This window comes from Bacillus sp. MHSD_36, from assembly GCF_030757775.1.
Taxonomy (GTDB): domain Bacteria; phylum Bacillota; class Bacilli; order Bacillales; family Bacillaceae_G; genus Bacillus_A.
Window position 1 is genome coordinate 45,667 of sequence record NZ_JAVBIS010000013.1, and the last position, 12,404, is coordinate 58,070.

Below are 12,404 nucleotides of genomic sequence, written 5' to 3' on the forward strand. Positions count from 1 at the left end.
GTAGCTGGCTCTCCGGGATTTCAGAGCAGTGTAAAATGTTACTGATTTGAAGAAGGGAGAACTATTGAATGGCTAAAGATGATGTAATTGAAGTCGAAGGTACCGTTCTTGAAACGTTGCCAAATGCTATGTTCAAAGTAGAATTAGAGAATGGGCATGTCGTATTGGCTCACGTTTCTGGTAAAATCCGTATGAACTTCATTCGTATTTTACCAGGAGACAAAGTTACGGTAGAATTATCTCCGTACGATTTAAATCGTGGTCGTATTACGTACCGTTTTAAATAATATAGCACTCCGTAATCTTTAAGGAGGTTCGAGACATGAAAGTAAGACCGTCAGTTAAACCAATCTGCGAAAAATGTAAAGTTATTCGTAGACGTGGAAAAGTAATGGTTATTTGTGAAAACCCTAAACATAAACAAAAACAAGGTTAATCAGAAGGAGGTGCATTCGTAATGGCACGTATCGCAGGTGTAGATATTCCTCGAGACAAACGCGTTGTTATTTCTTTAACTTACGTATTCGGCATTGGTCGCACAACTGCTGAAAAAATTCTTGCTGAAGCAGGTATTTCTGAAGAAACACGAGTTCGTGATTTAACGGAAGACGAATTAGGACGTATCCGTGATATCATCGATCGTATTAAAGTTGAGGGAGACCTTCGTCGTGAAGTATCTCTTAACATTAAACGTCTAATGGAGATCGGTTCTTACCGTGGTCTTCGTCACCGTCGTGGTTTACCAGTTCGTGGTCAAAACTCTAAAAACAATGCTCGTACACGTAAAGGTCCACGTCGTACAGTAGCAAATAAAAAGAAATAATAAGTAAAGGAGGTTGAACTAACAATGGCACGTAAAACAAACACTCGTAAAAAACGTGTGAAAAAGAATATTGAAGCTGGTATAGCTCATATTCGTTCTACTTTCAACAACACAATCGTAACTCTTACAGATACTCACGGTAACGCACTTTCTTGGTCTAGTGCTGGTGCACTTGGTTTCCGTGGATCTCGTAAATCTACTCCATTCGCTGCGCAAATGGCTGCTGAAACTGCTGCTAAAGCTGCAATGGAACACGGTTTAAAAACTTTAGAGGTTACTGTTAAAGGTCCTGGTGCTGGTCGTGAAGCTGCAATTCGTGCTCTTCAAGCTGCAGGTCTAGAAGTAACAGCAATTAGAGATGTTACTCCAGTTCCTCATAATGGATGTCGTCCACCAAAACGTCGTCGTGTGTAATTTTTCTGTATAGAATTTTCCCTTTTGTCTATAATGGATATGATGCATTATCGAGAAATTTCGTACAGAAACATCGCTTGTTGTGCACAATCGGGAACTGCCTAAGGGGGACTTTCGGTTAGACAGGGGTTAGACCTTTGTTTAACCGGGGTTTCGACGTTTTGAAGGAGGGTTTAGTTAATGATTGAAATCGAAAAGCCGAAAATCGAAACGGTTGAACTTAACGAAGATGCTAAATATGGTAAATTCGTAATTGAACCGCTTGAGCGTGGATATGGTACTACTTTGGGTAACTCCTTACGTCGTATTCTTTTATCCTCACTCCCTGGTGCCGCTGTTACTGCTATCCAAATCGATGGCGTATTACATGAATTTTCAACAGTTGAGGGCGTAGTAGAAGACGTTACGACGATCATCTTAAACTTGAAAAAGTTAGCTCTTAAAATCTACTCTGAAGAAGAGAAGACGTTGGAAATTGATGTGCAGGGCGAAGGTATTGTCACAGCTGCTGATATTACTCACGATAGTGATGTAGAAATCTTAAATCCAGATTTACACATTGCAACGTTAGCAAAAGATGCGCATTTCCGCGTGCGTTTAACTGCAAAGCGTGGCCGTGGGTATACGCCAGCTGATGCAAATAAAAGCGAAGATCAACCAATAGGAGTAATTCCTATTGATTCTATTTATACTCCAGTATCACGTGTGACTTACCAAGTGGAAAAGACACGTGTCGGACAAGTGGCTAATTATGATAAGCTTACGCTTGATGTATGGACGGATGGAAGCATCGGGCCAAAAGAAGCTATCTCTTTAGGTGCCAAAATCTTAACTGAGCATTTAAATATCTTTGTTGGTTTAACTGACGAAGCACAAAATGCTGAGATTATGGTCGAGAAGGAAGAAGATCAAAAAGAGAAAGTTCTTGAGATGACTATCGAAGAACTAGACCTTTCTGTTCGTTCTTATAATTGCCTAAAACGTGCAGGAATTAATACTGTACAAGAGCTTGCGAACAAAACAGAAGAAGATATGATGAAAGTTCGTAACTTAGGACGTAAATCCTTAGAAGAAGTTAAACATAAACTTGAGGAATTAGGTTTAGGTTTACGTAAAGACGACTGAGGATTTAAACCCATCAACAAAGGAGGGAACTACGAATGGCATACAGAAAATTAGGCCGTACAAGTGCGCAACGTAAAGCTATGTTACGTGACTTAGCTACTGATTTAATTATCAACGAGCGCATCCAAACGACAGAAACTCGTGCAAAAGAACTTCGTTCTGTAGTGGAAAAAATGATCACTTTAGGTAAACGCGGAGATCTTCATGCTCGTCGTCAAGCAGCAGCTTTCATTCGCAATGAAGTAGCTAACGCTGAGACTGGTCAAGATGCACTTCAAAAATTATTCGCTGATGTAGCTCCACGCTATGCTGAGCGCCAAGGCGGATACACTCGTATTGCAAAAATTGGTCCACGTCGCGGAGACGCAGCACCAATGGTAATTATCGAGTTAGTATAATGATAATTAAAAGGGCAGGACAGTTCTTTTCAAGAAACTGGTCATGGCCCTTTTTTTTAAATATAAAAATAGGCTTACTTGACGAAGGAAAGGGTGCCTTGTATTGAAAAAAGAGAAACTTCGGACAGAAAATATATCATTTCAATATCCTGGGGCAGCCACTTATGCGTTAAAAGATGTTTCATTTTCCTTATATGAAGGAGAATGGGTATCTGTTATTGGACAAAACGGTTCAGGGAAGTCTACACTTGCAAAACTATTGAATGGTTTGTTTTTACCGGAAGCAGGAACTATTAGAGTAAATGATACAATGGTTTTGTCAGAGGAAACGGTATGGGATGTTCGAAAACAAATTGGGATGGTATTTCAAAATCCGGATAATCAATTTGTTGGAACGACAGTGCAAGATGACGTTGTCTTTGGCTTAGAGAATATCGGAATGCCAAGAGAACAAATGATAGAAAGATTAGATCAGGCCTTGCGACTCGTCCGTATGGAAGAGTTTCTTAATGATGAGCCTCATTCGTTATCTGGTGGGCAAAAGCAGCGAGTGGCAATAGCAGGCGTTTTAGCACTTCAGCCATCTATTTTAATATTAGATGAAGCAACGTCAATGCTAGATCCCCAGGGGAGACGTGAAGTAGTAGAAACGGTTAGACAACTCGTTAATCAAAAAGGTATTACCGTGTTATCAATTACGCACGATTTAGAAGAAGCGGCACAATCAGACCGTGTCATTATTTTAAATAAGGGAGAAATATTAGAGGAAGGAACTCCAGAACAAATTTTCAAGTCCTCTCATATGCTCCAAGAAATTGGATTAGATGTACCGTTCTCAGTGAAAATAGCAGAATTATTAAAAAGAAATGAAATTCACTTGCAAAATACGCATCTTACAATGGAAAGCTTGGTGAACGAACTTTGGAGATTACATTCCAAAAAGTAGAACATCGTTATCAATATAAAACTCCATTTGAAAGACGCGCACTTTATGATGTAGACGTGTCGTTTCCAAGTGGGGGCTATTATGCCATTATCGGTCATACTGGTTCAGGTAAGTCGACGATGATTCAACATTTAAATGGTTTATTGCAGCCGACAAATGGCACAGTTCAAATTGGTGAACATTTCATTTCGGCAGGAAAGAAAGAAAAAAAGCTAAAGCCACTACGTAAAAAGGTAGGGGTTGTCTTTCAATTTCCAGAACATCAGTTGTTTGAAGAGACTGTAGAGAAAGATATTTGTTTCGGTCCTACTAATTTCGGAGTATCTGTAGAAGAAGCGAAGCAAAAGGCAAGAGAGGCAATTGAACTTGTAGGGTTAGAACCAGAACTGTTAGCACGTTCACCATTTGAGTTAAGTGGTGGGCAAATGAGGCGTGTTGCGATAGCAGGCGTATTAGCTATGGAACCCGAAGTGCTTGTATTAGATGAACCTACAGCAGGACTAGATCCAAAAGGGCAGAATGAACTTATGGAGATGTTTTATAAACTACATAAGGAGAAAGGTCTTACAGTTATCCTTGTAACGCATAATATGGAGGATGCTGCTAAATATGCCGAACAGATTGTAGTCATGCATAAAGGAACGGTCTTTTTGCAAGGAAGTGCAGAGGAAGTATTTTCACATGCTGATGAATTAGAGAAAATTGGCGTGGATCTTCCTATGTCTTTAAAGTATAAACGTGCAATTGAAGAGAAGTTTGGCATTTCAATCCCAAAGGCTACCTTATCTTTAGAGGATCTTACTCATGAAGTTGTGCAGGTGTTACGAAAAGGTGGTCATGAATCATGCAGCAGTTGATTATTGGAAGATATATTCCAGGGAATTCTCTTATTCATCAACTTGATCCACGTACGAAGCTGCTGATTGTCTTTTTATATGTATTTGTTGTTTTCTTAGCAAATAATGCGATTTCATATGGATTTTTATTTTTATATGCACTCATTGCTTTATTTTTTGCAAAAGTGCCGATTCGTTATGTACTTTCGGGCTTAAAACCAATTCTATGGATTTTTCTTTTTACATTTTTCCTGCATATTTTTACAAATAAAGAAGGGGAAGTACTATTCCAGCTTGGTTGGTTTTCGATACATGAAAAAGGATTAGAGCAAGGAATATACATTTCTATACGATTCTTCGTTATTATTTTAATGACGACATTACTAACGTTAACGACGACACCTATTGAGATTACAGATGGTTTGGAGACGTTATTAAAGCCGTTGAAGCGTATAAAAGTTCCTGTTCATGAAATCGCATTAATGATGTCAATTTCTCTTCGTTTTATCCCGACATTGATGGATGAAACGAGTAAAATAATGAAGGCACAAGCGTCACGTGGTATTGATTTTGCTGGGGGACCGATAAAAGATAGGATGAAAGCTATTATCTCACTACTCGTCCCTCTATTTATCAGTGCTTTTAAGCGTGCAGAGGACTTAGCAATTGCTATGGAAGCTCGTGGATATCAAAGTGGCGAAGGACGTACTAAATTTAGGCAACTGCGCTGGAAAACAAGTGATACAGTAACGATTATAAGCTTACTTTGTTTAGCTTGTATTTTGGCATGGGTGCGATCGTAATGGAGAATAGAGAAATGGATAGAATAAAATGTACGGTTGCATATGATGGCATGCATTTTTGCGGTTATCAAATTCAGCCGCAGCATCGTACTGTTCAACAAGAAATAGAGAAAGCTTTACAGAAATTGCATAAAGGGGAACTTGTTCGTGTGCAAGCATCTGGCAGAACGGATTCTACTGTTCATGCTAAAGGACAAGTGATACACTTTGATACACCGTTGTCTCTTGAAGAGTGGCAATGGAGTAATGCATTAAACACAATGCTACCAGATGATATTGTTATTAGACAGGTAGAGAAAAAAACAGAAGAATTTCACGCGCGTTACGGTGTCGAGAGAAAAGAATATCGTTATCGTGTATTATTATCAAAGACTGCGGATGTATTCCGTAGAAATTACGTATATCAATATCCATATCCGCTCGAAATAAACGCTATAAGAAAAGCGATCCCTTATTTTATTGGAACGCATGATTTTACTTCTTTTTGTTCGGCAAAAACTGACAAAAAAGATAAAGTGAGAACAATTTATGAAATTGAGCTAATTGAGCAAGACGATGAATTAATTTTTCGTTTTGTAGGTAATGGATTTTTATATAATATGGTCAGAATTATTGTTGGTACGTTACTGAGCGTAGGGCAAGGAAAGCTTGATCCAGACAGCATTCCAGAGATTCTAGCGAAACGAAATCGTCAGTTTGCTGGAAAGATGGCTCCTGGTCATGGGCTTTACTTATGGCAGGTAAACTATAACAACTAATCCTGGTGTAACATTTGCTTGACATTAGAAACTCAAAAGTATATCATAACATATGGTATTGTTTCTAAAACCACGATTAGCCCCGGAAGGAAATCGTGTTTAAGATAAACAATAGATTTTTTCTATGGAAAAGATAACGAGGAGGGAAACACATGCGTACGACTTTTATGGCAAAAGCTAACGAAGTTGAGCGTAAATGGTATGTGGTTGATGCTGAAGGTCAAACTTTAGGTCGCCTTGCTAGTGAAGTAGCATCCATTTTACGTGGTAAAAACAAACCTACATTTACACCACACGTTGACACGGGTGATCATGTAATTATTATTAACGCTGAGAAAATTCATTTAACAGGTAATAAATTAAACGATAAAATTTACTACCGTCACACTAACCACCCAGGTGGACTTAAACAAAGAACAGCTCTTGAAATGCGTACAAACTACCCTGTACAAATGTTAGAGCTTGCAATTAAAGGCATGCTTCCAAAAGGACGCCTAGGCCGTCAAGTTTCTAAGAAACTAAACGTGTATGCTGGAGCAGAGCATCCACACCAAGCACAAAAACCAGAAGTTTACGAACTTCGCGGATAATCAATTAAAGGAGGGCTTACTTTGGCACAGGTTCAATACTATGGCACTGGACGTCGTAAGAGTTCAGTAGCGCGCGTACGCCTAGTTCCAGGCGAAGGACGCGTTATCATTAACGGTCGTGATTTTGAAAACTATATCCCATTTGCTGCATTACGTGAAGTAGTGAAACAACCTCTAGTTGCAACAGAAACTTTAGGTAACTACGATGTACTTGTAAACGTAAATGGTGGTGGATACACTGGTCAAGCTGGTGCTATTCGTCACGGTATTTCTCGCGCTTTATTAAAAGCTGATCCAGAATACCGTCTAACACTAAAACGTGCAGGTCTATTAACTCGTGACGCACGTATGAAAGAGCGTAAAAAATACGGTCTTAAAGGCGCACGTCGTGCACCTCAGTTCTCAAAACGTTAATTTTTGCGAACTACAAACCCCAACCATTTTGGTTGGGGTTTTTTTATGTTTCATTCCTCTTTTGGAATTTTTGTAGTTTGGAATATTTTAGTGCTATCCTCTCGCGTATGCTTCTTCTTTAGAAGTTTAGACTAATATGTATTAGGGAGGTTTATAAGTACTATGAATGTCATTGTCAGCTTACAAGAAAAACAAAAAGAAAAGCAGTTAAAATATGAACGGAAGATGCTACGGGAATTATCATTAAAAACATTACGTTCAAATATTAGAGATGCCTTTCAGATGCAGGAACTTCATCGGCAGTATGAAGATTACTGTATTGAATTAGGGATAGAATCGTATTTATTAGGAGCGAGATATAGTAAGTTTGGTTATTACGGTGAATCATTTTTTGATGTGAAATATAGAGCCTTAGAAGAAGAGCAACAATTAACGGAAACACTATTTCAATTTTTGGCGAGCATGAGTATGAGGGAAATTAAGTTACAAGATGAGGAATTGCTTTTTGAATCTTGCCAGCAGTTTATCGGTTTATGGTGGCAGGAAGGATATGAAAAAGGTGAAAGAAGATATCGATTAAAGCTTCATTAAGACAAGCATAAACTTTCCTCTTGTCCCATATAAGTAATTAGAGGGACTAGCTGGAGGAGGAAAGGTATGAAGAGAATTCGAATTATCTCTTTTGCACTCGCTGCGGTTGTTTTGTTTTTTTTAGTTAAACAAGAGTTTCAAATTACAAAATCGTGGCGAGCTTGGAATTTACCCTTATCAGGGAAAGTAATTGTATTAGATGCTGGGCATGGTGGACCAGACGGAGGGGCTGTTGGTGGAAAGGATATTATAGAAAAGGATATTACGCTTGAGATTACAAAGAAGGTACAAGATTATTTACAAGAGCAAGGCGCGCTAGTTATTTTAACGCGTGATGGAGATTATGATTTAGCACAGAAAGATACAAAATCATATAGTAGACGTAAAGCAGAGGATTTAAAAAAGCGTGTAGAGATTATTAATAAACCTGATGTAGACTTTTTTGCGAGTATTCATTTAAACGCTTTAACTAGTAGTGGATCGAAAGGCGCACAAACGTTCTATTATCGTTCTTCGATTGAAAATGAACGTGCTGCGAAATTTATACAAGCAGAATTGAGAACCAGTTTAGAGAATACGAATCGTTCTGCTAAAACAATTTCTCATGTGTATTTATTAAAGTATGCAAAAACACCAGGCGCTTTAATTGAAGCTGGCTTTTTATCGAATGTGAATGAAAGGTATATGTTAAATTCGGAGAAATATCAGCAAAAGGTAGCGGCTGCAGTATATCGTGGTATATTACGTTATTTCACGGAAAAAGGAAATCCTCCAGAATAAGGGGGATTTTTTTGCGTTTCTCTCGTTAACGAAGTTTTCCGAAAATATGTTATACTGGAAATGTAAACGCATTTATTTTTAAAATAAAGAGAGATACAATAAATTAACATTACGTTATTTTTCATACAGGGGGCTGGGCTAATTATGGTAACGAAAGAGCAAGTAGTGGAAGCGTTAGAAGGGATTGTAGATCCGTTTTTACATAAAACGCTAAAAGAAATAGGTGCAATTAAAGAGGTGACGGTTAAGCCTGAAAAGGAACATGTAAGTGTTAAAATTGCAATCGTAAAAACCGGTACAGCGGAACAAATGCAATTGCAATCTGGAATTGTAAAGTTAGTAAAAGAACTAGGAGCAGCAACAGTAGGGCTTCGCTTTGCAGAATTTACAGAAGAGGAATTAGCTCAGTTTGCACCAGAACAGGAAGAGGAGCAAACTGAATCTTTATTGTCACCAAATTCAAAAACGACATTTTTAGCAGTGGCGAGTGGAAAAGGTGGAGTTGGGAAATCAACAGTTTCTGTTAACCTTGCTATTGCTTTAGCTCGTCTAGGGAAAAAGGTTGGTATCATTGATGCCGATATTTATGGTTTTAGCGTACCAGATATGATGGGGATAGAAAAACGTCCTGTTGTAAGAGGAGATAGAATCATTCCAGTGGAACGTCTAGGTGTAAAGGTAATCTCAATGGGGTTCTTTGTAGAAGATAATGCACCAGTTATTTGGAGAGGGCCTATGCTTGGGAAAATGTTAAATCATTTCTTTACAGAAGTAGAGTGGGGAGATTTAGACTATTTAGTTTTAGATTTACCACCGGGTACAGGTGATGTTGCACTAGATTTACATTCGATGTTGCCGGCTTGTAAAGAGATTATTGTCACAACGCCTCATCCAACAGCGGCATTCGTAGCAGCGCGTGCTGGAGCTATGGCTTTACGCACAGAACATAGTATTCTTGGCGTTGTTGAAAATATGGCTTATTTTGAAAGTAAAGCAACTGGTGAAAAAGAATATGTGTTTGGAAGAGGTGGAGGAGATAAATTAGCTGCAGAACTTCAAACGGAAGTGCTTGGCCGAATCCCGCTTCAACAACCTGATTGGAATAAAGAAGACTTTGCGCCGTCGGTATACGAAGATACACATACGACGGGCCTTATTTATCGCACGATAGCTGAGACAGTGATTGGTAAAACAGCTGTTGCGCAAAAATAAAATAATAATGAGTGGACGATACGCATATTGTCCACTCATTATTATCGTTATTATTTTTATTGCTGTTCCTTTTTATCGCCTTGAGAACCACCTTCACCGCCTGCTTCTTTTTTATCAGAACCACTTTTTTCAGCCTTTTGTACGCCTTTACTAATAATATCAATCATCTTAGCTTGGAAGAGTGGGCTTTCGGCAGTTTCTGTTAGTACTTGTTGTAAATATTGGCGGTATTCTTTGCTCTTCATCGTTTGTAGCATCATTTTTTCTACTTCAGGGTTTTTCATAATTTCTATAACGCCTGCTTGGTATTCAGGGTCTTTTAGTAAAGTTTTCATTAAGGCTGTTTGTTCTTTTCCCATACTTTTAGCGAATTTCGATGAGAACTCAGGGTCTTTAAAGAGCTTTTCCCAGAATTGTTGCCCTTTGTCGGATACCATTGCATCTTCAATCGTTTTCTTTACCACTGTTTCATCTAGTATGAGTGCTTGTTTCATTTTTTCATCAGTTAATACATCTTGAATGGCTTTCTTACCTTGATCAGTTTTTAAAATATCAACAATCATTTTCTTCGTTTGATCATAATCAAGTTCGGACTTTGCTTCTTTTTCTTGTGCACATGCTACAAGTACAAAGAATAGAAAAGAAGAAGTCAAAACGAGCAGCATCCGTTTCATAAGTTGGAACTCCTTTCAGCACAGTTCTCTCTTTTTAATATAAATATCTTTAAGGAATTTATACATGAACATGGCTAGCTTTTTGAAATTGTCATTGATACAATTTGATTAGAAATATAAGGATAATGGGGGATGTGTTGTGAATAGCCGCAAGTGGGTACGACTATTTTTTACGACGTTGTTTCTTGGTGGGATTAGTACGGTTATTATTGGGTTTGTTTTGGAGTGGGACAAGTACGCTGAATTTTTTCAAAATTTAGACGGAAAGGAGATTTTAGCGGTTTCCTTTTGGTTGATGGGCGTAGGGTTTATTTTTAGTGTTATAAGTCAAATGGGGTTCTTTGCCTATTTAACAATCCATCGTTTTGGATTAGGGATGTTCAGGTCACCTTCTTTATGGAATACAGTTCAGCTCTTCTTCATTGCATTCGTTTTATTTGATTTCGTGTATTTAAGATCTGTGTTGATTGCAAATGGGGAAGTTTCATTAGGAAATAACATACTTGTTGCTGGTGTGTTATTTGTGTTTGGCGCCATTGTTGCTTATATAAAAAGTAAAGAAACGAACAAAAAGGCATTCGTGCCCGCTTTGTTCTTTATGGTTGTTGTAACAATTCTTGAGTGGGTACCAGCTCTTCGAATTAATGATACAGATTGGTTATATTTAATGGTGATACCACTTTTATTATGTAATGCATATCAGTTACTTATATTACATCGTTTAATTGGAAAGACGAGTAAGTCGGTTTAATTAAGGGGGCTTTCACGCAGAGTAGTTGTACGAATGGAAAAAGCTCTATTACCTGAATGAAAGGTAGTAGAGCTTTTTATGTTTGAAGAATTATTGTACATCTTCACTTTTCGTACTTGTGTTGGAAATAAGTTGTGATACGGATATTTGCTCATAGCCGTCACTTTTTAATTTTTGCAGAAGCAGTGGTAAAGCTTTATTTGTTTGAAGGGCAGAATCGGATGCATGTAATAAGATAATATCTCCACCTTTTAAATTATTAGAGACCGTGGAAACGATATTGTTTACACCAGGGTTTTTCCAGTCGTTTGAGTTATTACTCCAATGAACGACGGTGTATCCGAGCGATTCTGCTATTTTAAGTGTTGCTTTGTTAAAATCTCCACTAGGTGGACGCAATAGTTTCATTTGCTTCACACCGAGTTTTGTAAACACATCTTGTGCTCGTAAAAGATCTCTTCGTATTTCGTTTGTCTCTAGAGAAGTGTAGGACGTGTAATTGTAACCCATACTACCGATTTCATGTCCATCTTTTATGATGCGCTCAACAACATCAGGATGTCTTTCTGCCCATGCAGCAGAAAGGAAGAAAGTTGCATTCTTAATATCTCTTTCTTTAAGTGTATCAAGGATTGGAATTGCTTTTTTGTCTCCCCAACTAATATCAAACGTAAATGCAACTTGTTTTTTAGAGGTATCGCCTTTGTAAATGACTTTAGGACCTGTAGCGGTTGAAAAAGCAGACTCGTGTGAATATGTTTTCAAAAAGAGCAGCCATGCTGTAAATAAGGAAAGTATCACTATTAAGCTAATGTGTTTAAAGTTTCTTTTACTCGTAATAAAAAAGAAAAACATAATATTACGCCCCTTTGTCCAATCCTTTTCAGTTACATATATGCTGTAAATATAAAAAAGAGAACAAGGGATTAACATCGTAAGTGGTGGATATAATGGATGGTAGGAAAATTGAGCGGAACATTTATTGCTCTTTAAGAAATGATTGAGGTGATGATTTGCTTGGGTTTATGTTAACGAAAGAAGAGAAAAAAGAAATGGAATATATATTGAAGAGAGAGTTAGAAGAACTTTTATTTGATTTTGAAGATGAACGTATTCATGACGTTGTAAAAAAGGCGATGGAAGAAAGATATAAAATCATTTTTTGTTTGTTTCGAAGGGTCGCTAATGCAGAGGAATGTATTCGTTATGTAAGGAAAAGAACTTTTTATTAAAAAGTGTTGACGCCGATAGATATTATATGATAAATTAATAACCGTCGCTGATGCGGG

Annotated in this window: 19 protein-coding genes; 17 read left to right on the plus strand and 2 right to left on the minus strand. The window is 37.8% G+C overall.

Going from position 1 to position 12,404, the window contains the following annotated elements; all coding sequences use genetic code 11:
* The first annotated feature begins 68 nt into the window (after window positions 1-68).
* From infA to Q9B79_RS25730, 15 genes are all read left to right on the plus strand, one after another.
* Window positions 69-287, plus strand: a complete 219-nt coding sequence (infA, locus tag Q9B79_RS25660) for a translation initiation factor IF-1 (RefSeq protein ID WP_001029884.1) — start codon at window positions 69-71, stop codon at window positions 285-287.
* 35 nt (window positions 288-322) lie between these two features.
* Window positions 323-436: a 50S ribosomal protein L36 gene (rpmJ, locus tag Q9B79_RS25665; RefSeq protein ID WP_000868344.1), complete on the plus strand. Its 114-nt coding sequence runs from the start codon at window positions 323-325 to the stop codon at window positions 434-436.
* A gap of 21 nt (window positions 437-457) precedes the next feature.
* Window positions 458-823: a 30S ribosomal protein S13 gene (rpsM, locus tag Q9B79_RS25670; RefSeq protein WP_000090788.1), complete on the plus strand. Its 366-nt coding sequence runs from the start codon at window positions 458-460 to the stop codon at window positions 821-823.
* A 24-nt stretch (window positions 824-847) separates the two neighbouring features.
* Window positions 848-1,237, plus strand: a complete 390-nt coding sequence (gene rpsK / locus Q9B79_RS25675) for a 30S ribosomal protein S11 (protein WP_000101798.1) — start codon at window positions 848-850, stop codon at window positions 1,235-1,237.
* 180 nt (window positions 1,238-1,417) lie between these two features.
* A complete protein-coding gene (locus Q9B79_RS25680) occupies window positions 1,418-2,362 on the plus strand; it encodes a DNA-directed RNA polymerase subunit alpha (RefSeq protein ID WP_000569643.1) in 945 nt (314 codons plus the stop codon).
* A 35-nt stretch (window positions 2,363-2,397) separates the two neighbouring features.
* Window positions 2,398-2,760, plus strand: a complete 363-nt coding sequence (rplQ, locus tag Q9B79_RS25685) for a 50S ribosomal protein L17 (RefSeq protein WP_000331490.1) — start codon at window positions 2,398-2,400, stop codon at window positions 2,758-2,760.
* Between the two features lie 103 nt (window positions 2,761-2,863).
* The gene (locus Q9B79_RS25690) at window positions 2,864-3,706 is read left to right on the plus strand and encodes an energy-coupling factor ABC transporter ATP-binding protein (protein ID WP_306188722.1); all 843 of its coding nucleotides are present in this window, start codon (window positions 2,864-2,866) and stop codon (window positions 3,704-3,706) included.
* Window positions 3,682-4,563 (plus strand): energy-coupling factor ABC transporter ATP-binding protein, encoded by an 882-nt coding sequence (locus Q9B79_RS25695; protein WP_098669537.1) that lies wholly within the window; start codon window positions 3,682-3,684, stop codon window positions 4,561-4,563. Before Q9B79_RS25690 ends, Q9B79_RS25695 begins: the two co-directional genes overlap by 25 nt.
* Window positions 4,551-5,345: an energy-coupling factor transporter transmembrane component T family protein gene (locus tag Q9B79_RS25700; RefSeq protein ID WP_098669536.1), complete on the plus strand. Its 795-nt coding sequence runs from the start codon at window positions 4,551-4,553 to the stop codon at window positions 5,343-5,345. Before Q9B79_RS25695 ends, Q9B79_RS25700 begins: the two co-directional genes overlap by 13 nt.
* Before the next feature lie 14 nt (window positions 5,346-5,359).
* A complete protein-coding gene (truA, locus tag Q9B79_RS25705; RefSeq protein WP_306188726.1) occupies window positions 5,360-6,103 on the plus strand; it encodes a tRNA pseudouridine(38-40) synthase TruA in 744 nt (247 codons plus the stop codon).
* Between the two features lie 152 nt (window positions 6,104-6,255).
* Window positions 6,256-6,693 carry a 50S ribosomal protein L13 gene (gene rplM / locus Q9B79_RS25710; protein WP_001260793.1) on the plus strand — a complete coding sequence of 146 codons (438 nt, stop codon included), beginning with the start codon at window positions 6,256-6,258 and terminating at the stop codon, window positions 6,691-6,693.
* Between the two features lie 21 nt (window positions 6,694-6,714).
* A complete protein-coding gene (rpsI, locus tag Q9B79_RS25715; protein WP_000079986.1) occupies window positions 6,715-7,107 on the plus strand; it encodes a 30S ribosomal protein S9 in 393 nt (130 codons plus the stop codon).
* Between the two features lie 162 nt (window positions 7,108-7,269).
* A complete protein-coding gene (locus tag Q9B79_RS25720) occupies window positions 7,270-7,698 on the plus strand; it encodes a DUF2521 family protein (protein WP_306188730.1) in 429 nt (142 codons plus the stop codon).
* Window positions 7,699-7,764: 66 nt separating this feature from the next.
* Entirely contained in the window at window positions 7,765-8,478 is a 714-nt protein-coding gene (cwlD, locus tag Q9B79_RS25725) for an N-acetylmuramoyl-L-alanine amidase CwlD (protein WP_306188733.1), read from the plus strand.
* Between the two features lie 144 nt (window positions 8,479-8,622).
* Window positions 8,623-9,690, plus strand: a complete 1,068-nt coding sequence (locus Q9B79_RS25730) for an Mrp/NBP35 family ATP-binding protein (protein ID WP_306188735.1) — start codon at window positions 8,623-8,625, stop codon at window positions 9,688-9,690.
* Between the two features lie 56 nt (window positions 9,691-9,746).
* Here Q9B79_RS25730 and gerD read toward each other — a convergent pair whose 3' ends face one another.
* The gene (gene gerD / locus Q9B79_RS25735; RefSeq protein ID WP_098669532.1) at window positions 9,747-10,364 is read right to left on the minus strand and encodes a spore germination protein GerD; all 618 of its coding nucleotides are present in this window, start codon (window positions 10,362-10,364) and stop codon (window positions 9,747-9,749) included.
* 139 nt (window positions 10,365-10,503) lie between these two features.
* On the opposite strand from gerD, the gene kbaA reads away from it, so the two are divergent.
* Window positions 10,504-11,115, plus strand: coding sequence for a KinB signaling pathway activation protein KbaA (gene kbaA / locus Q9B79_RS25740; RefSeq protein WP_306188737.1), 612 nt, complete (start codon window positions 10,504-10,506; stop codon window positions 11,113-11,115).
* A 90-nt stretch (window positions 11,116-11,205) separates the two neighbouring features.
* Here kbaA and pdaB read toward each other — a convergent pair whose 3' ends face one another.
* Window positions 11,206-11,970, minus strand: a complete 765-nt coding sequence (gene pdaB / locus Q9B79_RS25745) for a polysaccharide deacetylase family sporulation protein PdaB (RefSeq protein WP_306188739.1) — start codon at window positions 11,968-11,970, stop codon at window positions 11,206-11,208.
* 158 nt (window positions 11,971-12,128) lie between these two features.
* Between pdaB and Q9B79_RS25750 the strand changes: the two genes are divergently transcribed.
* Window positions 12,129-12,347: a hypothetical protein gene (locus Q9B79_RS25750; RefSeq protein WP_000900296.1), complete on the plus strand. Its 219-nt coding sequence runs from the start codon at window positions 12,129-12,131 to the stop codon at window positions 12,345-12,347.
* Window positions 12,348-12,404 lie beyond the last annotated feature (57 nt).